Here is a 24308-nt window from a genome sequence, read left to right as displayed (position 1 = left end):
TACGACTAATGATAAGAAGTTCAAACAATCAGCAATCGAATATTACCCCGTTGAACCCCAAAATTGCCGAACAAATTCGTGATGCGCAAAGTGTTAATGCAAAGCGCGCGGCTTATTATCGCAAAAAGCATAAGCAACGTGAGAAACGAATTTACATTATTGGTGGCATTTTGATGGCTTTTTTGGCATACAGTTATTGATCGGTCAAGTTAAATTACATGCTAGTAATCAAGCAGTAACGAATACACAGCAAGAGTTACAATCAGTTAAGCGTAAAAATGCGAATTTAAAAGCCGATTTAACACAGTTGAATGACCCAACCTATTTGCAGATGATTTTGCGTGATAAGTATGGGTACACCAAAAAAGGTGAACTTATTTATAATTTACCGGATAAAAATTAACTAACGAGATAAAAGTACCCGATAGGGTGCTTTTTAATATAGGATAAATGACACAGAATATTTTAGATCAAGTACAGGCTTTACAATTACCAGATAAAGTGATTGTCGCAGTTTCGGGAGGTGTTGATTCTGTTGTACTATTAGATGCTTTGATCAAAACCCAACCCCAAGTTGAATTTATTGTGGCACACGTTAATTATCATTTGCGTCCTCAGAGTGATAATGATGCACATTTTGTAGCTGAAATAGCTAAAAAATATCATGTGGTATTAAGAAAAGTTGATTGGCAAGGTATTGACCAAGGGAGTGTTGAAGAAGCTGCTAGAGATTTCCGCTATTGCTTTTTTGAAGAACTGGCAAATGAATATGCAACAAATACCATTTTGGTGGCACATCATGCCAATGATCAAGCAGAAACGATATTATTAAAATTAGTGCGTGGTGGAAAATTAAGTCAATTATCTGGTATGCAACCAACACGCCAGGTATCAAAAACAGTTCAAATAGTGCGACCATTATTACCTTTTTCTAAACAACGCATTAAATTATATGCACAGCAACATCGTTTGGAGTGGTGCGAAGATAGTACAAATGCGGATAGTGCTTATACACCGCGAAACTTGATTCGACTAGAAATCTTACCTCGGTTAACGACCATCAACCACAAGGCCATTGAGCACATTAATCAGACGGCTTCTCAAATCATGCAACAAGAGCAGATGATTACCATGCAAGCGACACAATATCTTGATGACATCATGCAATCCCAAAAAAGCTGGGGAGATATCCCAGAAATATGGTTGAGTGCCGTATTATCTATATGGTTGCAGAAGCAAAAGATTTTCAACATTAAACAAGTCCAAATCGATAACGTTAAGCAGTTAATTCAAAACACGCATAAGACTTATGGTATGATACAAATTAATCACCAATATCAGGTTGTTAAATCGTATCAAAACCTTACGCTTGAAAGTCGATTACAAAATTCCAAATCATCCCTTGATTTTCCTGAGTTTATGTTAAAATTGAACCAATGGCAAATTAATGGACACATGCAGTTTCAATGGACAAATCAAAAACCACTATCTGGACGTTTTATCGCGGTGCATAGCGATCATGATATTGATCAGGTGACGATGCGTCGTGCTAAAACCTCGGATAAAATTGCTATCAAATCAGGGCATAAGACGATGAAGCGCCTTTTTATCGATAATAAGGTTGCCCACGATGAACGACATCAATCATTGATTATTGAGGGGAATGGACAGATACTAGCAGTACGGTTACGTGATGACCATTGGCGTATAAGTGACGATTTTATTGCCAAACAAGATAGTCAACCAAATTATTGGTTACTATGGCGAATTGAGGAATAATTAAGTGGATAACGATATTGAAGAGATTTTATTTGATCAAGCTAGTATTCATGAAGCGGCACATCGGTTAGGCCAACAAATTACAAAAGAGTATACGGATAGTCGCCCGATTGTACTATCTGTGCTGAAGGGGGCTTACCTTTGGACAGCTGATTTACTGCGTGAAGTGGAATTGCAAGTTGAATTAGAGTTCATTAAGATTTCTAGCTACCATGGTGGTGTTGAAAGTACCAACGAAATTAGTCTAGTAACCGATATTCACTCAAATGTTAAAAATCGAGATGTGATTATTCTTGAAGATATTGTGGATACCGGTCAATCATTGCAATTCATGAAGGAATTATTGCAAGAACGCGGTGCAAATTCAATTAAAGTAGCGACGCTACTTGATAAAAAAGAGGGCCGCAAAGTAGATATTAAGGCTGATTATGTTGGCTTTGATGTTAGAAATGAATTTGTTGTGGGCTATGGGTTAGATTACAAGGAGCTTTATCGTAACTTACCTTATGTTGGCATACTAAAACCACAAATATATGAACAGTAGGATAAAAGCCAACTTAATTGTGTGCTATTATCATATAACAGGAGAAACGGATGAATAACAATCGCCGAGGCGGCTTCATTCGAAGCAGCTTATTTTATATTATTGTATTCCTTGCTGTTGTTGGCATGATTTATGGGCTTTTCGGAAACGATAAGACCTCGTCAAAAACCATTACATCAAGTGAATTTATTAAAGCGCTGGATCGTGGACAGATTAAGAACATCACAGTTCAACCAGGTAATAGTATTTACAACATTACCGGTACTTATAAGAAAGCGCAGACAGTCAATCAAGATCGTGGTTGGAACGTGTTGCAACAAAAGCAGCGCGTGACAAAGTTTACGACAACATTGTTACCTAATGATTCGTCACTAAAAGAAGTCACTGAGATATCTAAAGATACGAATACAGATGTGACAACGAAGCAAGCAGAGACATCAGGATTTTGGGTTAATCTCCTTGTAACATTAGTACCAACTTTGCTATTAGTAGGTGTCTTTTACCTCATGATGAGCCAAGCTGGTGGTAAAGGTGGCCAAGGTGGTATGATGAGCTTTGGTAAGTCCAAGGCTAAGCCATCTGACCCAAAGGATAACAAGGTACGTTTTGCTGACGTTGCAGGTGCTGAGGAAGAAAAGCAAGAATTAGTTGAAGTTGTTGAATTCTTAAAAGCCCCAAAGAAGTTTGTTAACTTAGGTGCACGTATCCCCAAGGGTGTTTTGCTAGAAGGACCTCCAGGAACTGGTAAAACTTTACTAGCTAAAGCTGTTGCTGGTGAAGCGCGCGTGCCATTCTTCTCAATGTCTGGTTCAGACTTCGTGGAGATGTTTGTTGGTGTTGGTGCTTCACGTGTTCGTGATTTATTTGAAAATGCTAAGAAGGCTGCACCGGCCATTATCTTCATTGATGAAATCGATGCTGTTGGTCGTCGTCGTGGAACCGGAATGGGTGGCGGAAACGATGAACGTGAACAAACGTTGAACCAAATTTTGATTGAAATGGATGGCTTTGAAGGCTCTGAAGGTGTGATTATTTTGGCATCTACCAACCGTTCAGATGTCTTAGACCCAGCCTTGTTACGTTCGGGACGTTTCGATCGTAAGATTTTGATTGGTGCTCCTGATGTTAAGGGCCGTGAAGCCATTTTGAATGTTCATGCTAAGAACAAGCCATTGGCTGATGATGTTAACCTGAAGATGATTGCGCAACAAACACCAGGATATGTTGGTGCTGATTTGGAAAACTTGTTGAACGAAGCGGCTTTGTTAGCTGCACGTCGTAACAAGAAAGCGATTGATGCTGCAGATATTGATGAAGCAGAAGATCGTATTTTCCAAGGCCCAGCGAAAACAAATCGCGGTATGAGTGAATCAGAACGTCGGACAACAGCATTCCATGAAGCTGGTCACGCGTTGGTTGGTTTGGTAAAATCAGAAGCTAATATTGTACGTAAAGTAACTATTGTACCGCGAGGGCGTATCGGTGGTTATGCCTTAATGACGCCAAAAGCAGACCGTTACAATTTGAAATATTCTGAAGCAAAAGAACAGTTGGCTGGATTAATGGGTGGTCGTGCAGCAGAAATTGCCATGTTTAACGAAGCATCGTCTGGTGCTTCAAACGATTTCCAACAAGCGACGGGTCTTGCGCGTCAAATGGTGACAGCTTTTGGTATGAGTGGCAAGTTAGGTATGGTACAACTAGAAGGTAATGCCAGTGTTGGCTATGCCGAAACAGCTGGTAATCGTTCTTATTCAGAAGAAACATCGCGTTTGATTGATGAAGAAGTGCGACGTTTGTCTAGCGAAGCCTTTGATGATGCAATTGAAATTATCAAAATGCACAAAGATAAATTGACTGAAATTGCGGAAGCTTTGCTTGAAGTTGAAACATTGGATGAAAAGCAAATCCGTGATATTTACGAAACCGGCCAGTTTACACGTAAAGTATCTCAAGATGATAATGATGTGGCACGTGCTAGTTCATTTGAGGAAGCAAAGGCAGCAGCTGATGCTAAAGATTCAGAATCAGAGGAACAGTATCATGATCAAAAGGATGATGATCAGCAAGCATCTGATGATGCATCTGATAATTCTGGAGAAAAAGGACAAGATGAATCGGGTCCAAAGTCTGATGAGCAATCAACTCATCATGATGATAAATAATAAAAAGTTGGCTTCGGCCGGCTTTTTATTTTGGCTAATGTTTGAGACAATAATACTATTGAAATTTTATATAAGAGAGTAATTATGCAAGATAATTTAATTAAAGCAATCACTAAAGATGGTTATTTCCGTGCGTATGCTATTAATGGGACTCATTTAGTGAGTCAGTCTGCACAGACACATCAAACATCACGCTTAGGTAGCGTTGTTTTAGGTAGAGGATTATTAGCAACACTACTAACAGCAAATGCAGTATTAAAAGGTGAAGAACGTTTATCTATCACAATCAATGGTAGAGGTCCTATTGGTAATTTAGTTGTTGAAGCCAATGCTAAAGGCAGTGTCCGAGGCTATGTTACAAATCCGCAAATTGAAAATATAACCGATGATGCCGGCCATTTAAGTGTGGGCCAAGCAGTAGGTCAAAATGGCTTTTTACAAATCACAAAATTTGCGCCATATTCAGATCCTTATATTGGGCAAATCCAACTAGCTACTGGTGAAATTGGTGATGATTTCACTTATTATTTAGCTCAATCTGAACAAATACCTTCTGTTGTTGGTGTATCTGTTTATATGAATGAAGATGATACGGTGAGTCTAGCTGGTGGCTTCTTAATTCAAGGGCTTCCCGGTGTGACAGAATCTGCATTACGTCAATTAGAGGAATCACTGGCACAATTACCAGCTTTACCAGATATGCTAAAAGCTGGTTTAACACCATTGCAAGTTCTTGAAAAATATTCGGCATGGATGCACTTGATGTGTTAGTCGATGAACCCGTTGGTTTAGCATCAGAACCGACAAAGGCAGAATATGCTAAAATGCTAGGTAATTTATCTGCGAACGAATTACAAAATATGATTGATGAAGATCATGGTGCTGAGGTTGTTGGTAAGTTTTCTGGCAAAAAATATTTCTTTGATGAAGATGAATTAAAGGTGATTTTGAAAGAAATCGAATCTAAATAAATATGCCGGTTTTAAAGCAGCATTTTTTTGGTATGATTAATTATTAGTGAGATTGTGCAACAATAAAAGAATTGTCGCCACAGTCTAAGTTGAGGAGGATACCAACGTGGTTGAAGAAAAGGCTTTAAATGATCAAATGATTTCCCGCCGACAAAAATTAAAGGCGTTGAAAGACGATTTGCATTTGGACCCATTTGGTAAGCGATTTGAACGTACTGCCAAAGCGCAAGAATTACACGATAAGTATGATGATACATCACTTGAAACATTAGAGAATAATGGACAAGAAGTGATTATTGCTGGTCGTATGATTGCTAAGCGTGGCGCTGGTAAGATTATTTTTGCAGATATTCGTGATGTATCTGGTAAAATTCAAATTTATGCTAAGCGTGATGAATTAGGTGAAAATTATACTATCATTAAACGCTCAGATCTTGGTGATTTTTTGGGTATTAAAGGTAAAGTGATGAAGACAGAGGCAGGAGAGCTAACTGTTTTTGTTACAGAACTGACCCACTTAACCAAGGCCTTACGACCAATGCCGGATAAGTTCCATGGTATTGCCGATGTGGAAACACGTTATCGTAAACGTTATTTAGACTTGATTGCTAACGAAGATAGTTTTAAAAAGTTTCAACAGAGATCTCGTATTATTTCAGCAATTCGAGATTACATGGATAGCAACGAATTCTTAGAAGTTGAAACACCTATTTTACAAACTGAGGCTGGTGGCGCTGCAGCGCGACCATTTATTACGCATCACAACGCGTTGAATATTGATATGTACATGCGTATTGCAACAGAGCTCTATTTAAAGCGCTTGGTTGTTGGCGGTATGGAACGTGTTTATGAAATGGGACGTATTTTCCGTAATGAGGGAATGGATCCTAAGCATAATCCAGAATTTACGACAATGGAAAGTTATGCTGCCTATTGGGATTTCACTGATGTCATGAACGAAACTGAAGGTATTTTCAAAGCTGCAGCTAAAGTAGTGAGTGATGATTTGACAATCAATTATCAAGGAACAGATATTAATTTAGCAAAGCCTTTTGCACGTCAGCATATGGTTGATTTGATTAAGACGTACACTGGTGTTGATTTCTGGGAAGAAATGTCAATTGAACAAGCACGCCAATTAGCTGATGAACATCATGTGACCTATGAAGCTTATTGGCAAGTTGGACATATCATTAATGAATTCTTCGAAACGTTTGTTGAAGAAAAATTAATTGAACCAACTTTTGTTTATGGACACCCTGTAGAAGTATCACCATTGGCTAAGAAAAATAGTGATGATCCGAGATTTACAGATCGTTTTGAGTTGTTTATCGTGGGTAGTGAGTATGCGAATGCTTTTACTGAATTGAACGATCCAATTGATCAACGTGCTCGTTTTGAAGCTCAAGTAGCAGAACGTGAAAATGGTAATGATGAAGCTGAATCAATTGATGAAGATTTCATTGAGGCGTTAGAATATGGTATGCCACCAACAGGTGGATTAGGTGTCGGTATTGATCGCTTAATTATGCTGCTAACAAATTCAGATACAATCCGTGACGTTGTATTATTCCCAACGATGCGACCATAAAAAAGTTTGCTTAAAGTGTTGACAAGTCTAACTCTAGCTGGCATAATATAATAGTTGTGTTAAGCAATGAGTTAGTTATTCCGACTTAGCTCAGTTGGTAGAGCACCTGACTGTTAATCAGGTTGTCGTCGGTTCGAGCCCGACAGTCGGAGTTTTGAAATGGTCAGTCAATAAATTATTGACCGGCCATTTATTTTGCCGATATAGCTCAGTTGGTAGAGCACGGGTATCGTAAACCTGGGGTCGGAGGTTCAAATCCTCTTGTCGGCACTAAAAAAGCATCTTATACATTAAGATGCTTTTTTTAACGACTTAAATTATTGAGTACCTTAAGGACTGGTGAGAATGCTTTAAAATTTTGATAACGATCACCAATCAAAACACCATCATAACCTAAAGCATTGGCGATAGGTGAGCCGACTTCATCCATATGGCCACCGAGGATTAAACGATATTTGATATGAGGATAATGTGCTGACATAAAGGAGCGAATTCGATTATGGACATCGCGAATTTCATCAATCGAATAAAGTGCACGCCCCATTTCAGTTGAGGCCAAATTTTCATAAGCGATGATGATGGGTGCTTGAATATTTTGGTTGCGTAGTAAAATATCTAATTCTTCGGTGACAAGATCTAAATTACTATACTGACCAACCGATATAATCGGTAAGATATGGTGTTGCAGGGCATTAGCCAAACGATTACGGACAATGAGTAATCCCTCATTCAAGGATTTCCGTCGTTCAAGATGACCGATAAAGCTTGTCTTAATGTTGAGATGTGAGAGAACACTGGGAGATATTTCACCAACTGTGCGTTCTTGAATGGTTAAATTTTGAGAAATAATTTGAAAATTGTTGAAATCATTGGCTAGTGGTAAGGTAGGCGCTACTAATAATTCGGTTTGAATTGTAGCTGTATTGAGATCATGTAGAAATTGTAATTGTAATTTGAAATCAACTAAATTTTTGAAATTTAAGACTGTTAACATGACAGGGTTTCCTCCCAATTTGTTTAAAATGCATTTATAACTTAATTATAACAAGCCATATTTTGGTTCGCTTTAAATAAGTCTTTTTGGTATATTCTAAGAGACAATCAATAGAACAATCGAGGTAGTAACATGTACGAATATATCAATGGTTTAATTACTTTAGTTGAGCCAGCATATTTGGTAGTTGAAAATAATGGGATAGGCTATCGTTTGAATATTGCGAATCCATATCGTTTTACAGAAAAAACGAGTAGGATATTTTATATTGAACAAATTGTACGAGAAACGGAAATTAGTTTATACGGTTTTGCGGATGCATCTGAAAAAAAGCTATTTAATAAGTTGCTAGATGTCTCAGGAATAGGGCCTAAGAGCGCGTTAGCTATCTTGGCTAGTGATAGTGCTATAGGTTTAGCTAGCGCTGTTGAAAACGACGATGTGAGCTATTTAACGCAATTCCCAGGAGTCGGTAAGAAGACAGCGCAACAGATCATACTAGATTTGAAAGGGAAACTGGATGACTTAGTATCGGCGGCAGATGCGCCAGAACAATCTATAGTGTCTAAACAAGATCATCGGGCGTTAGATGATGCGTTAGATGCATTAATTGCACTGGGGTATACGAGTCGAGACGTGAAGATGATTGGTAAGAAGCTCGACGGGGTAGTGGATACGACAGATGGCTATATTCGTCAGGCATTAAAATTATTAGTAAAATAAAACAGACCACCCAATTGGATGATCTGTTTTTTATTGCCCCTGCTGGATTCGAACCAGCGCATGACGGGATCAGAACCCGTTGCCTTACCGCTTGGCCAAGGGGCAATGTCTTGAACACATTTATATATTTTACCGAAATAATGATTGTTTGGCAAGCTATATTTTTTAGACAGCAAAAAATTTGCAAAAAAGGTCTAGACCAATTAAAATAAGAGTAAAGATAAAGGAGGTTGATGTGTGTTATTAATCAATTGATGATGGATAATGCATGCATGATAGCTGATGAAGATAATTAAAGATGTTACTTTATATACGGGTAATGGCCATATTGAAGATGCCTTTATGCGTTTTGATAAAACCATTCAACAAGTTGGTTATATGGCAGACTATCAACCAAAACCAGACGATGTAGTTATTACAGAAGCCAGCCATAAGATTATTGTGCCTGGATTCATAGATGTACACAAGCATGGCGGTTATGGCTTCGATACGATGGACGGTGATCCTGAAAAATTAAATCAGATGGTTAATCGAATGGTTACAGAAGGAATTACGACGTTATTTCCAACGACAATGACGCAAACCAAAGAAAATATCGAACAAGCCTTACGTGTGATTGATGAAGTAGCAGCCTACAATCCGGTAATTCAAGGTATTCATCTGGAAGGTCCTTTTATTAATAAAGTATTTATGGGCGCACAACCAGAAGCTTATATTATTGATCCAGATGTTGATTTGTTAGAACGCTGGTACGCGTTATCAGGGCAGCGTATTCGTCTTGTGACTTATGCGCCTGAGAACGGGGGTATTCCAGAGTTTGAACAGTTCATGTTGGATCATCATATTGTGCCGTCAATTGGTCATTCAAATGCGACACGAGCACAATTGTTAGCATCGCGCGCACATCATGTGACGCATTTATATAACGCGCAAAGTCCGATGCATCATCGTGAACCAGGCGTGACTGGGCATGCCATGTTAGAATCCGAAATAACGGGTGAACTCATTGCGGATGGTTATCATGTAGTACCAGATATGTTACAACTCGCTTATAATATTAAAGGTGCAAAACATTTAGAACTTGTGACTGATTCTATGCGAGCAGAAGGTTTAGGCGATGGGCAAAGTGAATTAGGTGGTCAAAAGGTTATTGTGAAAGATAAACAGGCACGCCTAGAAAATGGCCATTTAGCAGGCTCTGTGTTGGCCTTTGATGATGCTTTTGTTAATATCCAGAAGTTTACCACTGCTGATATTGAAGATGCCGTTCAAATGAGCGCAGTTAATCAAGCAAGAGAATTCAACTTAACACAAAAAGGTGAATTATCAGCAGGAAAAGATGCTGATTTTAATATTTTTGATAATCAATTAAATTTGCAAGCAACGTATTCTTACGGTCGTCGATTTGCAAGGGAGGTATGATGGGCACACCACGTTACATTGAAATTCATAATCAAATTCGTGATCGTATTGAAAATGGTGAATGGCAAAGTAGAAAAAGACTACCATCTGAGCGTGAGTTAGCTGAGATGTTTCAAGTATCACGCATGACACTGCGGCAAGCTGTACAGACATTGGTAGATGAAGGGCTATTAGAACGCCGTGTCGGTTCAGGCACGTTTGTGGCAGAACAAAAGGTATCTGAACGGGCATTGGGCGTGACGAGCTTTACTGAACTAATGGCTGAAACAGGTCGACATGCGACCACCAAAACAGTTAGTTACAAGGTGACAACACCCTCTGCATCGGAAATTGAACATTTGGCATTAAAGCCAACAGATGAAGTGCTTGTTTTGGAACGGTTACGATATGGCGATGACGAGCCTATCTTATTAGAACAAGCAACATTACCAATGAAACTCGTTGAAAATTGTACTCGTAGCGCATTAACAGAATCATTGTACAAAACCCTTGCCAGTATCGGTATTAAGCCGGGGCGGGCTAATCAAACAGTTGGTGCAGCCTTAGCTAATGAGCGTTTATCTGAACTTTTAGATATCAAACGCGGTGATCCTATTTTGACTGTTCGACAGGTATCTTACGATCAAAATGATACGCCTTTTGAATACGTTCGTTCCTATTACGTTGGTGAACGATTTGAATTTTCTTTGGTACGCTAAATAAAAAAGATATCGCGCAATATGCGATATCTTTTTTATTGCTTATTTATGAGATAAACGACGTGCTAGAACATCTCCGATAATTTGAACGGCAAGAACTAAGATTAAAACAAGCAGTGTAGCTAAGACAGTTGTATCAGTAGCATAGCGGTTATAACCATAAGCAATGGCCATATTACCCAAACCACCGGCACCGATAGCACCGGCCATAGCAGTCAATCCAATCAAGCTAATGAGTGTCACTGTGGAGACACGGATAAGTTCTGATCGTCCCTCGCGAAGATAAACACCGAATACAATATCCCAGAAGCTAGCACCGATACTCTGAGCAGCCTCGACAATACCTGCGTTGACCTCAGTCAGGGCCACTTGTACTTGACGAGCGTAGAAGGGAAATACACCTAATGATAATGGTACCAATGAAGCGGTTGTACCAATTTGTGTCCCCACAATTAGTTTAGTAAACGGTGCGATAAAGGCTAACAAGATAATAAAGGGGATTGCTCTAAACAAGGAAACAACCTTATCAAAAATCCAAAACAATGTTTTATTGGGTGCAATACCACTTGGGGATGTAATAACCAGACCTAAACCGAAAATAAGTCCGAGTAAACCACCAAAAAGAGCAGACCAGAATGTCATATAAATTGTTTGTGTAATGGCCGTCCACCAACCTGTATCACCACTCCAACCCTGATAAACAACATTGGGAAAATTTTGTTCAAACCATGTACTCATAATGACTGGCCTCCTTTAATTTTTTCAACATCCACCTCGTTATCATTTAACGCAGCAATTGCGTTCGTAATTGCTTGGGGTGTGCCCTGCAGAATGACGAGTAAACTACCAACTGGTGTGCCTTGTAACACTTCGATATTGCCATATAAAATATTAGCCGTCACATTAAAATCACGAAATAGTCGCGTAATAAGCGGCTGATCAGTGGTTTTGCCAACATAGGAAAGACGGACAAAGACAGCATTTTCAGCTAAATTGTGTACGATAGGTTGATGACCAACTGTTTCGATGGCTTTATCAATATTGGTGGCTGTTTCAATAAATTCCCTTGTCAATTGTTCTTTTGGCTGGGCAAATATTTCAAGCAAAGAACCACGTTCAATGATCTCACCATCTTGCATCACGGCAACTTTATTGGCGATTTCTTTAACAGCTTGCATTTCATGAGTGATTAAGACAACAGTTAAGCCTAATTTTTGATTGAGGCTTTTGAGCAGTGCTAAAATTTGGTTGGTCGTTTTAGGATCTAAGGCGGATGTGGCTTCATCAGAAATGAGAATTTCAGGATCATTGGCTAAGGCACGAGCAATAGCCACACGTTGTTTTTGACCACCTGATAATTGGGACGGGTAATTGTCAGCGCGATCTGATAAATCAACCAAAGCTAATAAATCAGCAACTTTTTGTGCTTTTTCTTTACTCGACAACTTACTGTGTTCCAAAGCAAACGCAACATTTTCGGTCACTGTGCGTTCATTTAACAAATTGAAATGTTGGAAAATCATGCCGATTTTTTGACGACGTAATCTCAAATCATTATTTTTGATTCGGATTTTGTCATTGGTATTAGCATCGTGCTTAAAAAAGGTTGTACCATTGACGACAACTGAGCCACTGGTAGGTTCTTGTAGTAAGTTAATAACACGAACTAGGGTTGATTTTCCAGCACCGGAATAACCAACAATACCATAGACATCACCACGTTCAATATGGACACTGACATTATTAACAGCTGTAATGGTCCTTTTCTTTTGTTTAAAACTAACAGTAATATTATCTAGAGCAATAATGGGTTCTGACATAAAATTCTCCGTTTTTATTAATAGTAGCATGAATAGTGCGCTGACTATATGTTAGTATTTTTTGGTATAATCAGCGATGAGTGCTTTTATAACGTCGATGTGTTCAAAATAATCACGTAAGCGAATATTTTCATTAGGTGCATGATCAAATGAATGCGCATAACCAATGCCTAAACTGGCAATTGGTGCTTGTGTTGCATGATATACATCAAACATTGGGCCTGTTCCAGCTGACGTTGGCATAATCATCGGCTCTTTTTGAGAAATACGACGGACAATATCGATAACTCGTAATACTTCCGGATCACTCATATCAGAGCGGTAGCCGGATTCACCCAATGTCTGCGTGACAGTAATATCATCAAAGCCAAGCTGATGGAAATGGGTTTGAATTTGTTGCACAGTCTTTTCTGGAGACATGTTTGGTACAAGACGGGCTTCCATTTTAGCAGAAGCCAACGCAGGTAGAACGGTTTTAACACCGTTGCCTTGATAACCGGTTTGAATACCTTCTATGTTAAGCGATGGTTGAAAGTAAAGTGTTTCCTGTAGATCCTCGCCGGTCTGCTGCGTTAAAAGTGGTACAGCGAGATGATATTGTTCAACTAACGCACTTGATGTGAGTGGTAACTGAGCTACTAATGCTTTTTCTCGGGCATTTGGTTGTAATACATCATCATAGAAACCTTTGACAGCAACGTGGTTGTTGTCGTCATATAATGTTGCAAGTGCACGCGTTAAACGCCAAGCAGCAGAATCAACAACTGCAGAAAGAGAAGAATGGAGATCAATATCAGCAGTCTGGACCGTCACGTCAAAAGTAACGATACCTTTTGTGCCACCAGAAACTTCGACACGTTCATCAGTACTACGATCACCAGATTCCCAAATAACTAAATCTGCCTTTAATTGTGATTGGTACTTATCAAGATAACGGGTTAAATCTTTAGAAGCGAATTCTTCGGCACCTTCTACAACAAATACAATATTAACAGGCAATTGTTGGTCATGCTCTGTTAGATATTCAACTAAAGCAGTAATGCGAGCAATCAGATTACCTTTATCATCGTTAACACCGCGACCCCATAGATGACCATCAGCTTCTGTTAGTTCCCATGGTTGCGTGCGCCATTGATCTAAAGGTTCAGCCGGTTGAACATCATAGTGGTTATAGATGATGACCGTTTTCGCATCGGGAACACTGGCTTTGAATTTAGCGATAATGAAAAGGGGCATAAAAGCTGTTATCGTGTATGACCTCTGCACCTAGCGATTCAAAGATATGTGTAATAAAATTTGCGGCTTCATCTAAGTTTTCATGTTTAGCAGATACACTCGGAATTGCAATTAAATCTTTTAATACTTGTAAATAATGTGTTCTAATAGCTGATTGTGTCATATGTCCCTCCAATTAATATGTACGGCAAAAATTTGCCTTGGTTAATAATTTGTTTTGTTATTTTTTATAGTCCCAAACAGTAATTTGTGCGCCATCATAGAATTTATCAACAAGATCTTTGGTCTCTTTCGTTTGGAAAGATTTGACAACATCTTTGTATATTTGCTTATCTTTGTCTTTTTTGTTAGCGGCAATAAAGTTGAAATACTGCTCAGTATCCTTGTTCAAACCTTCAACAAAGATCGCACTTTTAATATTTAAACCAGCTGATTTGGCAAAATTAGTATTGACAACGGCGGCGCCGACTTTTGGATCATCTAAACTTTTGGCAGTTTGTGAAGCATCCACTGGGGTAACCTTCAGATTCTTGGGATTATCAGTAATATCCTTGGGCGTTGCTGTATTGGTGTCTTTTACTTTAATAACACCCGCTTCGGCTAGAACATGAATCGCACGATCTTGATTAGTTACATCATTGGGAACAGTGACCTGAGAACCAGCCTTTAATGCCTTAATATTTTTAGCTGAGTCGGAGTAAATGCGTAGCGGGGTTGTCCAAGTATCACCAATTGATACGATGTTAGTTTTGTGCGTTTTATTCCAGTTTTCAAGGAAAGGATAATTTTGGAATGCATTCAAATCAATATCGCCCTCTGATAAAGCTTTATTGGGCTGCGAGTAGTCGGTGAATTTCTTGGTTTTGACTGTAATACCATATTTGTCTTTTGCTGTTTTAGTGACAGAATCCCAAATTTTGTCTTCTTCTTTAGAACCAGACATAACACCAACAGTGACAGTCTTACTATCAGCTGATTGGCCGTTTGGTGCAAAACTAATGTAAGCAGCACCAGCAATCAATGCAATAACAATACCAGTAATTGTTCCTGTTTTTTATTCATTATTTATTCCTCCATTAATTGGCCATTATTTTGAAAAATCAGTATCCCAAGCAGGTAATTCAACACCTTTGTAGACTGATTTAATCGTCTTCTTAGTTGCATCTGTTTGATAGGCTTTGACAACATCTTGATAAAGTTGCTTATCTTTGTCTTTTTTATTTGCTGCAATGATGTTTACCCATTGCTTAGAATCGCGATTAAGTGGTTCGACATAGATTGCGTCATGATAATCTAAGCCAGCTGTGTCAGCATACGTACCATTGACAACTGCACCGGCTAAATCAGATAGTGAACGAGCGGTTTGGTCAGCAGATAATTCTTTGATTTTCAGTTGCTTGGGATTATCGGTAATATCTTTAACGGTTGCTAATGCTTTACCGGATTTTAGACCAATAAGACCTGCATTTTTTAAGACATAAAGGGAACGACTTTCATTAGATGGATCGTTGGGAACGGCAATGGTATCACCCGTTTTGAATTGATTAACTTTTTGATATTTACTGGAATATAGACGAATCGGGGAAATAACAGTATCGCCAATTGCCACGATGTTTGTTTTGCTAGATTTATTCGTTGCATCTAGGAAAGCATAATGTTGAAAGGCGTTCAAATCAATGTCACCATCTGCTAGGGCTTTATTAGGTTGGGAATAATCACTAAATTCTTTTAATTTAATGGTGATACCATATTTATCTTTTGCCGTTTTGGATACAGTTTTCCAAATGGCGTCATCTTGTTTAGAACCAGACATAATACCAATCGTGACGGTTTTATCCGAATTTTGTTGATTACGTCCAAAGCTGAGATAGGCAGCACCACCGATTAAAACGACAACCGCACCGCTTATTAAATATTTTGATAATTTACTCATAATCTTCTCTCCAGTGTCTATCACATTGTGTATTTATTTTTAAAACGTTCAAGGAAACAAAAAAGGTCGCTTCTGTATCTAATATTTAGATACAGAAGCGACCGAAAACGCGTTACCATTCTGAATTGTGGATGAATCATTACTAAAACACCCCTCAGCGATCATCGGGCATCAGAAGATGATCCTAGCCGAATGATGTGCCCAGTAACGAGGGCCAAACCGTTACTAGCTTAACGGTAAACCGATTCGCTAGTACCAATCACAGGTCATTTTCATAGCGCCACGCACAGCCGTTTTCACCAACCACGACTTCTCTATGCTTTGCAAAGCTATTACTTTTCTGTTCAACTTGTTTCGTTTTAAAAATCTGTAACACATATAATGACAGATTAATAAGGTTTTGTCAAATTTTTTTAATAATTATGGCATAAAAGCGTGAATACTTTTATTATCAAACAATGATAAATAGATGATTAACAAAATAAGACTCGAACCTAATAGAGATAGACTGTCTAATATTTGTGACAAAAAGCCTGACAACAACGCGCCGATTAAAAATGCCATGACGACTGAGAAAAATAAGCGGGCTTTATCAAAACTTTCTTGGGTATGGTTGAGCAAGTAATCCGCAGCGTGCTTACCAATATTACGAATGTTACCAGTTGCCATAACACTACCATATGGTAGACCACGCATCTTGGTAAAAGTATCAGCTTGAATGGCCATGATGAATGATGTCATGGTAATAAAGAAAGTTTCACTCAGATGGCTACCAAGTAGACTAATTAGTGTAATGCCGATGAGCTGGCATAAGACGCTGTGTTGTGCAATCGAAAGTCGTTTGGCTGGAAAAAAATGGGTAATAATTGTGTTGAAACTAACACCGAGGGCAAAGCAAATGATGGGCCAAACGAAAGTGACAGCATCATGCATATTGCCTTGCGAAAAATTAACGGCAGCTTGAATGACGTTTCCTGACTGTAAGCTGGCAAACCGTTGGTCTTGGTATTGAAAAGTATAGGCATCTACGAAACCAGAATTCATTGCAACAAGTAAAGCAATACTGAATTTTTCGTGAATGGGATGAATTTTTGACATGAGCACTACTCCATAGAATAAAGTATAAAAGAATATTTTATCAGGTTTCATGATGGTTGGGGGACTTATTTGAAACAATCGTACACATCATAAATTATACTATTCTGTCATAGAATTTAATTTAAAGGTTTGTTATACTTGAGACATAGATAATTTCTGAGGGAGTAACTGACGGAATGTTCGTGGCTGAATCGTCAAAGCAAAACAATTATGTTTTATATCGTGCTTTTAAGCACCGGTTCAGCCTTAAACAGTGAGACTCATACAAACGCTTATTTGTGTTTGTATGGGTCTTTTCTTTTAGCATATTCTAAGGATTTTATGTTGAAAAATGCTATGCTAATAGCATTAGGAGGAATAACCAATGGGAGATAAACCACTTTATAACCAGGACAGCCAAAAAATCTTAGCTGACTTGGGAACAGATGCACAACAAGGGTTAAGCATCAAGACTGCTGCCCAGCGTCTCGAAAAAACGGACCAAACCAGTTAAATAAGGCCAAATCAACGACTTTATTACAAAAGTTTATTAATCAATTTAAAGACTTTATGATTGTAATATTGTTAGTAGCAGCTTTGATTGCGGCGTTTACTGGTGAATTGGTTGATGCCATTTTCATTTTGGCTATCGTGATTATTAACGCTGTTTTCGGTGTCTTTCAAGAAGCAAAGGCTGAAGATGCCATTAACGCCTTGCAAGAAATGTCAACACCAAGTGCTAACGTTATTCGTGGTGGCAAAGAATCATCCGTTAAATCAACAGAATTAGTTATTGGTGATATTGTTCGTTTGGAAGCTGGCGATATTGTACCAGCGGACTTACGCTTAATCCAGTCAGCATCGCTTCAAATTGAAGAAGCTGCTTTAACTGGTGAATCTGTACCCGTCAATAAAGTTTCTGAAACACTGACAGATAAAGACTTACCTTTGGGTGATCGTACGAACCTGGCTTTCATGAACGCCAATGTGACTTATGGTCGTGGTGTTGGTGTCGTGACTGGTACTGGTATGGATACTGAAGTTGGTCGTATTGCTGGTATGCTGGAAACAGCTAATGAAACAAAGACACCATTGCAAGAAAACTTAATGCAACTTGGTCGTGTGTTAACTTATTTAATTTTGTTTATTGCGGTTGTAACATTTATCGTTGGTATGCTTCGTCACCAAGAAACATTTGTTAATATGCTGTTGACATCGATTTCTTTGGCCGTCGCTGCGATTCCAGAAGGATTGCCAGCCATCGTGACGATTACTTTGGCATTGGGAACAACGCGAATGGCTGCGCGTCAAGCATTGGTCCGTAAGTTGCCAGCTGTGGAAACATTAGGTTCAACGGAAATCATTGGTTCTGATAAAACTGGAACTTTGACACAAAATAAGATGACTGTTGAAAAGTTAGTTGTTAACGCTGAAATTTCAGAGGCTGATACAGCAACTTTAGATGGTACTTATGCGCGTTTGGCTGATTTATTGGCTCTAAACAATGATACAAAACGGACAGATGATGGCTTGATAGGCGATCCTACAGAAACGGCATTGATTGCCTTTAATCAAAAGCATGATCGTGATATTGATGCTTTATTTGATAAAATGCCACGTGTCGCTGAATTGCCTTTCGATTCGGATCGAAAGTTAATGACAACCATTCATCCAGCACCAGATGGCCATATTATTACGGTTAAAGGTGCACCTGATGAGTTGTTAAAGCGCTCAACACAAATCGAAATGAACGGCGAAGTTATTGCGTTAAGTGACGATATTCGTCAAAAGTTATTAGATATAAACTCTGAATTAGCACAACAAGCATTACGTGTTTTGGGATTTGCATATCGCTTATCAGCTACAATACCAAATGAATTAACATCTGATGTTGTTGAAAATGACTTAGTCTTTACTGGATTCGTTGGTATGATTGATCCTGAACGTCCTGAAGTTGCTCAAGCGGTTGCTGAAGCGAAGGCTGCAGGTATTCGACCAATGATGATTACTGGTGATCATCGTGATACTGCAGCGGCTATTGCGATGCGACTCGGTATTTTGGACGAAAAGGACAAAGATACCGCGGTTATATCTGGTTCTGATTTAGACGCAATGACTGAAAAAGAATTTGCTGATAACGTTGTTAACTATAGTGTCTATGCGCGTGTCGCACCAGAACATAAGGTTAAAATTGTGAACGCATGGCAAAAGAAGGGCAAGATTGTTGCCATGACTGGTGATGGTGTTAACGATGCACCTGCATTGAAGGCTGCTGACATTGGTATTGCAATGGGTATTACAGGTACCGAAGTGTCTAAGGGTGCCTCTGATATGGTATTGGCTGATGATAACTTTGCCACTATTGTGCATGCAATTGAAGAAGGGCGTAAGGTCTTTGCCAATATCCAAAAGGCGTTGCAATATTTGTTAGCTTCTAACTTAGCAGAAGTTATTTCAATTTTCGTTATGACATTGTTAGGTTGGAACATTTTAGCGCCAATTATGATTTTGTGGATTAACTTGGTGACAGATACGTTACCAGCTATTGCGTTAGGTATCGAGCCTGCTGAAAAAGGTATTATGAAGCGCACACCGCGTGGCCGAACCGCAAGTTTCCTATCCGGCGGGGTTGGACCAGCTATTTTGTGGCAAGGAACATTGCAAGCAATTATCGTACTTTCTGTTTACGGCTTTGCTTTGGCACATCCTGTCCACATTGAAACGGATTGGGCCCATGCCGATGCTTTGACAATGGCATTTATGACACTTGGCTTAATGCAGATGTTCAACGCCATTAACGTTAAGTCTGTCTATGGTTCAATGTTTGGACCACAAGCCTTTAAGAACAAAATGTTTAATTGGGCCTTGGTTGGTTCGCTGTTAGTTATGGCCGCTGTTGTTGTTATTCCACCACTTAATCCAGTGTTCCATGTGACACACTTAGATGCTTATCAGTGGGGAATTGTCTTAGTTGCCGGTTTGAGTATCATTATTGTCGTTGAACTGGTAAAATTGATTCAACGTAGAATATTCAACAAAAGGTAAGAATTCAAGTGGCTAAATTTAATCCAAAAGCAGCACAACAATATGTGCAAACATTACAAAAAGTACTCGTTTCAACTGAAGAAATTGCAACGAATGTTGAACCATTCTTTTCAAAACTTGCAACCGCAATGGATGCGCAAGATTTGACGCAGTTATCTCAGGCAGAGTTTTCTGAAATTAAAGCAGAGTTTGAAGACACAGTAAGTGCCTATCAAAATAATGCACAAACATTGCAACATGCACAAGCACCTGTTCGTTTGTTAGGTACACATAAAAGTTTAGTTAAAAACTATCAAAACTATGCTGACGCAACACAGATGATGAGTGATGCATTGCATATTGCAGACCAAAGTGTCGACAATGAAGCTTTCAAAAAATCTGAAAAAGACCAAGAAGATTACATGGGTAAAATTCAAACGAATATTCAGAAAATTATGATGGCTAGTAGATAAAAAGCAGCGACAAACGTCGCTGTTTTTTGTACAATAAAATGGATGACGAATGATGAATTACAAAACTTAGTACAAAAAATATCACAGCAGGATTTCAAAAGATCTTTTAAGCACCAAGCAATATTTAATGTGCGTTTAAGGACAACGGGTGGACGATATATTTTGAAAACACATAATCTGGAATTCAATCCTAAAATGATTAGTGTTCCTGAATTTGAAGCGATTATTAAGCATGAATTGGTGCATTATCATTTACATTTGATGCATAAAGGGTATCGTCATGCGGACCAGGATTTTAAAACATTACTTGCTCATGTTGGTGGTATACGATATGCACCTAAATTGGCAATATCACAACATTATTGGCATTATCAGTGTGAAAATCGACATGATATTTTTCGTATTAGACGGTTCCAAGTTACGCATTATCGCTGCCGACAATGTGGTGGGCGATTACAGTTAATTAATCGAACATAAATGACATTAGACTATTGATAATTCTAATAAAAATGATTATAATAGTATGGTATTGCAGATGTGGCGGAATTGGCAGACGCGCAGGATTAAGGATCCTGTGCCCGCTTAGGGCGTGCGGGTTCGACTCCCGCCATCTGCACTCATATGACCACTTTATCATTAAGCTGATAAGGTGGTCTTTTTGATGTGATGAAACAATACGCGTTATAATAACTCATGATGTCATGGATAAAGATGAGGCAGTAATCAGTATGGCGAATGAATTAAGTACAACACAGGCAGCAGCATTTTTAAAAGATGAGGGGTGGGATTTTGCTGCAATTCAGGCTTACCGGAGATATGTCAGCAGTATATTTCGTCGTGTTGTTGCGCCAATGAAACCCAAACTTGCGCTAGAGCTTAAGCAAAATTGTTATCAAATTGGTTCACCGCTATATACAGTTATGTATCGTGCTAGTCGACTATCAGCAGCAGATAAGTTGGCATTAATACTACAGCAATGCACAGCAGTGATTGATCAGCACGGTTTTTTGCAATTAGGACAGCGCTACAGTTTTAGTCCAACAATGGCGCCACATGACCAATTTTTGCGCTATTTAAGAAAACAAGTGCAACGGGCATTTCCTAAAAAATCTTTAAAACAATATGCGACAGATGGGCCTCATGCTGATGTGGCACGAAAAATTCATTTATTTAGGAGTTACATCGATCGACATAATATTATCTATATTCGAGAGCATTTTGCGGGTAGTAACGACTTGGAGAAGCTCTTAAAATATGGTCAAAAGTTTCATTTGAAATTTGATTATAGTACTGGTGCTAATTATCATAACCGCTTTTTGAGTCATCAAACATGGGACTATCCTAAAAATATGAAAATACAAGTGACAAAGCATAGTCGTATGTCAGAATTTATTGTGGATTTAGTGAGCGGTCAGTTTGTGAGTGAATGGACACTTTATCAAATTCATTCTAATCAGATGGTGGATAGCGATCCGATGCACTATGATTTAACGACAATTGCTGCAATTGCTAATACGGCATCATTCAATTATGGCTTACCAATCGGACAAAATGTGACGCTAGATTTCTTGGATCATCATAGTCATCGGCGGTTGGATGTACAACATCCAGACGACCCTGATATTCGCCGATTAGCGACGAATAGCTATCAGACCACATATTGGCAGTATGAAAAGGACTATCCAACTGGTCGCTATGCGGATATTGTTAAAAAGGGGATACGAGATAATTTGGCTTGGCAAAAAATACCAGCTCATCAGCGCTCAGAAGTGTATGATGATTTTGTAAATTATTGTATTCAGCGGTTACCTTTGCGTAATCCGGGATTTTATCATTATAACAAGCAACGGCATTATAACGGTACGCTAAAATAATGGTTAGAGATAATATCTGTATGAGAACGTATAATAACAAAGCAGCATTAATTGTAACGATTAAACATTCATAACGAGATAAGAACAATGCGTGCTGTGATTGTTGAATTTTAGAATGAAAATTTGGCAACCAAAAAACTAGTACGAGTAAAATAACAGCGTAAACGTTATCAAAAATTAAGAAAGTTTAAATATGTCTTAAAAAGGACATATCAGCTGTTAGGATGGTTATATGATTAATTTTAAAGTTTTACCTAACATTTTAACTTCTTTTCGTATGGCCCTTAGTCTTATCAGCATTTTTATGTTAGTGTCACGCACAACTAATTTATGGGTATGGTTCTTTGTTGTTGCGCTAGTGCTTGATGTATTAGATGGCGCAGTAGCACGTAAATTAAATGTTGCGAGTGAATTAGGCACACAATTAGATTCTTTTGCTGATTATATTGCATTCGGTATTATTCCATCACTATTTATTTTCATTAAATGTCATTATGATAGTACGATTGCTATTATGCTAATGTTTTTCTTGCTAGCAGGTGCTTTTCGTTTATCACTGTATAATACAAAATATGCTAATCAATCGTGTTTTCATGGCGTACCTATTCCGTTTGCAGCTTTTGTATTAGTTATTAGCATGAATTTAAATTTATATTTTCTCATTCTTGTGATTCTGATTTTAGCTATAAGTATGATTATGCCAGTTAAAGTACCAAGTTTGAAAGGAATGCTAGATAGTGAATAAATTCGCTTATGACTTCGTCTGTACACTGAGTAATAATATGATGACTTCAACGTTCATTAATCGAGTAAGTCGACGACGTTTAAGTCGTTTTTTATAGCACCATATCGTGCGCTTTTTAAGATTAAAGATGATGGTAAGCAGTATGCTAGTTTGCATGATTTCTTTACGAGGTGCTTACCATTCAGCCAGCAACAAGAGTTAAGCAATCTTGATATGACGACAGATGACATTATAAGTCCTGTGCAGGGTAAAATTGCTTTCGTTGGTGAAACTAAAGGGCAGACACAGTTTTTAATCAAAAATCAAACGTATACACTAAGTGAATTGCTCGGACAAGAAGTGGACATAACAAATAACTATGCCTGTGTCTTGTTTTATTTAAGTCCAGCAAATTATCATCGCTTCCATGCACCAGTGACTGCAAGTTTTCAATATCAAAAAGCCTTGGGGAAATATTCCTATCCGGTTAATGATATGGGTCTCAAATACACGGAAAAATTGTATGCTAAGAATTATCGACATGTGTACTGTATGAATGAGCAATCATATTTTATTGCGATTGGAGCAATGAATATTAATTCAATTACGACACACCTCACTCAAGTACCGACAAAACAGTGTATCGGTGAAGAAATTGGCTTTTTTCTTTTGGTTCATCGGTATTACTACTACTAGATCAGTCAGAATATAAGCTATCTAGTACATTAACAGAAGGTATGCTAATCAATGTTGGTGATATCATAGGGGGACGGGCACATTGGCAGTCAGTCAAATAGAACAATTAGTATCAGAATATGGTTATTTTATTATTTTTGCATCGATGGTATTGGGGTTAATTGGCTTACCGATTCCCGATGAAATTTTATTGACGGTATCCGGTTATTTTGTTAGAAATGGTCACCTCACTTATTTCTTGACGATCGTTGTGGCAACACTTTCATCATCTCTGGGTATGGCGATTAGTTATATGATTGGGAAATACTCGGGAAAATTGTTTACAAAACGATTCCAACATCGCAAGGCCTATACTTGGGCGCAAAAATGTATTCATCGATATGGTCATTTTGCAGTGATTTTTGGTTACTATATCCCTGGCGTGCGGCATATGACGAGTTACATTACTGGTATTATGGGGATGCCATTTAAATTTTATATGATAAATGTTGTTATCGGTGCGTTCTTATGGGGAAATGTCTTTATTGGTATTGGCTATTTCTTAGGAATTATGGAATAAAAAAG

General features: G+C 38.4%; 21 protein-coding genes, 4 tRNA genes and 3 pseudogenes. 20 read left to right on the top strand and 8 right to left on the bottom strand.

Going from position 1 to position 24308, the window contains the following annotated elements:
- The first annotated feature begins 8 nt into the window (after positions 1 to 8).
- The 9 genes and pseudogenes from LEUFL_RS13105 (at position 9) to LEUFL_RS0103540 (ending at position 7320) form a co-directional block, all read left to right on the top strand.
- Complete coding sequence (locus LEUFL_RS13105; protein ID WP_010007516.1) at positions 9 to 200, top strand: hypothetical protein; 192 nt, start codon at positions 9 to 11, stop codon at positions 198 to 200.
- Positions 197 to 403 carry an FtsB family cell division protein gene (locus LEUFL_RS13100; protein WP_010007514.1) on the top strand — a complete coding sequence of 69 codons (207 nt, stop codon included), beginning with the start codon at positions 197 to 199 and terminating at the stop codon, positions 401 to 403. Before LEUFL_RS13105 ends, LEUFL_RS13100 begins: the two co-directional genes overlap by 4 nt.
- Before the next feature lie 47 nt (positions 404 to 450).
- The gene (tilS, locus tag LEUFL_RS0103570; protein WP_010007513.1) at positions 451 to 1779 is read left to right on the top strand and encodes a tRNA lysidine(34) synthetase TilS; all 1329 of its coding nucleotides are present in this window, start codon (positions 451 to 453) and stop codon (positions 1777 to 1779) included.
- Positions 1780 to 1783: 4 nt separating this feature from the next.
- Positions 1784 to 2323: a hypoxanthine phosphoribosyltransferase gene (gene hpt / locus LEUFL_RS0103565; RefSeq protein ID WP_010007512.1), complete on the top strand. Its 540-nt coding sequence runs from the start codon at positions 1784 to 1786 to the stop codon at positions 2321 to 2323.
- A 50-nt stretch (positions 2324 to 2373) separates the two neighbouring features.
- Positions 2374 to 4488: an ATP-dependent zinc metalloprotease FtsH gene (ftsH, locus tag LEUFL_RS0103560; RefSeq protein WP_010007510.1), complete on the top strand. Its 2115-nt coding sequence runs from the start codon at positions 2374 to 2376 to the stop codon at positions 4486 to 4488.
- Positions 4489 to 4572: 84 nt separating this feature from the next.
- Positions 4573 to 5459: pseudogene (gene hslO, locus LEUFL_RS11280) on the top strand (Hsp33 family molecular chaperone HslO).
- Between the two features lie 106 nt (positions 5460 to 5565).
- A complete protein-coding gene (gene lysS / locus LEUFL_RS0103550) occupies positions 5566 to 7050 on the top strand; it encodes a lysine--tRNA ligase (RefSeq protein ID WP_010007509.1) in 1485 nt (494 codons plus the stop codon).
- 79 nt (positions 7051 to 7129) lie between these two features.
- Positions 7130 to 7202 (top strand) — tRNA-Asn (locus LEUFL_RS0103545).
- Between the two features lie 45 nt (positions 7203 to 7247).
- Positions 7248 to 7320, top strand: a tRNA-Thr gene (locus LEUFL_RS0103540).
- A gap of 34 nt (positions 7321 to 7354) precedes the next feature.
- Here LEUFL_RS0103540 and LEUFL_RS0103535 read toward each other — a convergent pair.
- On the bottom strand, positions 7355 to 8044 hold the full coding sequence (locus tag LEUFL_RS0103535) for a triose-phosphate isomerase (protein WP_010007508.1): 690 nt from the start codon (positions 8042 to 8044) through the stop codon (positions 7355 to 7357).
- Positions 8045 to 8176: 132 nt separating this feature from the next.
- On the opposite strand from LEUFL_RS0103535, the gene ruvA reads away from it, so the two are divergent.
- A complete protein-coding gene (ruvA, locus tag LEUFL_RS0103530; RefSeq protein WP_010007507.1) occupies positions 8177 to 8767 on the top strand; it encodes a Holliday junction branch migration protein RuvA in 591 nt (196 codons plus the stop codon).
- A 33-nt stretch (positions 8768 to 8800) separates the two neighbouring features.
- Here ruvA and LEUFL_RS0103525 read toward each other — a convergent pair.
- Positions 8801 to 8872 (bottom strand) — tRNA-Gln (locus LEUFL_RS0103525).
- 177 nt (positions 8873 to 9049) lie between these two features.
- On the opposite strand from LEUFL_RS0103525, the gene nagA reads away from it, so the two are divergent.
- On the top strand, positions 9050 to 10189 hold the full coding sequence (gene nagA / locus LEUFL_RS0103520) for an N-acetylglucosamine-6-phosphate deacetylase (protein WP_010007506.1): 1140 nt from the start codon (positions 9050 to 9052) through the stop codon (positions 10187 to 10189).
- Entirely contained in the window at positions 10189 to 10887 is a 699-nt protein-coding gene (locus LEUFL_RS0103515) for a GntR family transcriptional regulator (RefSeq protein WP_010007505.1), read from the top strand. The genes nagA and LEUFL_RS0103515 overlap by 1 nt, the downstream gene beginning before the upstream one ends.
- A gap of 42 nt (positions 10888 to 10929) precedes the next feature.
- Here LEUFL_RS0103515 and LEUFL_RS0103510 read toward each other — a convergent pair whose 3' ends face one another.
- The 6 genes and pseudogenes from LEUFL_RS0103510 to LEUFL_RS0103485 form a co-directional block, all read right to left on the bottom strand.
- On the bottom strand, positions 10930 to 11625 hold the full coding sequence (locus LEUFL_RS0103510) for a methionine ABC transporter permease (protein ID WP_010007504.1): 696 nt from the start codon (positions 11623 to 11625) through the stop codon (positions 10930 to 10932).
- Positions 11622 to 12707, bottom strand: a complete 1086-nt coding sequence (locus LEUFL_RS0103505; protein ID WP_010007501.1) for a methionine ABC transporter ATP-binding protein — start codon at positions 12705 to 12707, stop codon at positions 11622 to 11624. Before LEUFL_RS0103505 ends, LEUFL_RS0103510 begins: the two co-directional genes overlap by 4 nt.
- A 51-nt stretch (positions 12708 to 12758) precedes the next feature.
- Positions 12759 to 14106: pseudogene (locus LEUFL_RS11275) on the bottom strand (M20/M25/M40 family metallo-hydrolase).
- Between the two features lie 57 nt (positions 14107 to 14163).
- Positions 14164 to 14964 (bottom strand): MetQ/NlpA family ABC transporter substrate-binding protein, encoded by an 801-nt coding sequence (locus LEUFL_RS0103495; protein ID WP_010007499.1) that lies wholly within the window; start codon positions 14962 to 14964, stop codon positions 14164 to 14166.
- A 66-nt stretch (positions 14965 to 15030) separates the two neighbouring features.
- On the bottom strand, positions 15031 to 15876 hold the full coding sequence (locus tag LEUFL_RS0103490) for a MetQ/NlpA family ABC transporter substrate-binding protein (protein WP_010007497.1): 846 nt from the start codon (positions 15874 to 15876) through the stop codon (positions 15031 to 15033).
- 420 nt (positions 15877 to 16296) lie between these two features.
- Entirely contained in the window at positions 16297 to 16974 is a 678-nt protein-coding gene (locus LEUFL_RS0103485) for a YoaK family protein (RefSeq protein ID WP_010007496.1), read from the bottom strand.
- A gap of 364 nt (positions 16975 to 17338) precedes the next feature.
- Between LEUFL_RS0103485 and LEUFL_RS11270 the strand changes: the two are divergent.
- From LEUFL_RS11270 to LEUFL_RS0103445, 8 genes and pseudogenes are all read left to right on the top strand, one after another.
- Positions 17339 to 19998: pseudogene (locus LEUFL_RS11270) on the top strand (cation-translocating P-type ATPase).
- A gap of 8 nt (positions 19999 to 20006) precedes the next feature.
- Positions 20007 to 20450, top strand: coding sequence for a hypothetical protein (locus LEUFL_RS0103475; protein WP_010007491.1), 444 nt, complete (start codon positions 20007 to 20009; stop codon positions 20448 to 20450).
- A gap of 42 nt (positions 20451 to 20492) precedes the next feature.
- Positions 20493 to 20927 (top strand): SprT family protein, encoded by a 435-nt coding sequence (locus tag LEUFL_RS0103470; RefSeq protein WP_010007488.1) that lies wholly within the window; start codon positions 20493 to 20495, stop codon positions 20925 to 20927.
- A gap of 54 nt (positions 20928 to 20981) precedes the next feature.
- Positions 20982 to 21066: transfer RNA gene (locus LEUFL_RS0103465), tRNA-Leu, on the top strand.
- A 112-nt stretch (positions 21067 to 21178) separates the two neighbouring features.
- A complete protein-coding gene (locus LEUFL_RS0103460) occupies positions 21179 to 22324 on the top strand; it encodes a DUF3114 domain-containing protein (RefSeq protein WP_010007487.1) in 1146 nt (381 codons plus the stop codon).
- Between the two features lie 232 nt (positions 22325 to 22556).
- Positions 22557 to 23069 (top strand): CDP-alcohol phosphatidyltransferase family protein, encoded by a 513-nt coding sequence (locus LEUFL_RS09490; protein ID WP_010007486.1) that lies wholly within the window; start codon positions 22557 to 22559, stop codon positions 23067 to 23069.
- A gap of 213 nt (positions 23070 to 23282) precedes the next feature.
- Complete coding sequence (locus LEUFL_RS11265; protein WP_010007485.1) at positions 23283 to 23744, top strand: phosphatidylserine decarboxylase; 462 nt, start codon at positions 23283 to 23285, stop codon at positions 23742 to 23744.
- A gap of 82 nt (positions 23745 to 23826) precedes the next feature.
- Positions 23827 to 24303, top strand: coding sequence for a DedA family protein (locus LEUFL_RS0103445; RefSeq protein ID WP_010007483.1), 477 nt, complete (start codon positions 23827 to 23829; stop codon positions 24301 to 24303).
- Positions 24304 to 24308 lie beyond the last annotated feature (5 nt).

The sequence above is a fragment of the Leuconostoc fallax KCTC 3537 genome, assembly GCF_000165675.1.
Classification (GTDB): Bacteria; Bacillota; Bacilli; order Lactobacillales; family Lactobacillaceae; genus Leuconostoc_B; species Leuconostoc_B fallax.
Note: the sequence above shows the minus strand (reverse complement) of the source record. Positions and strands in the feature narration are given on the sequence as shown.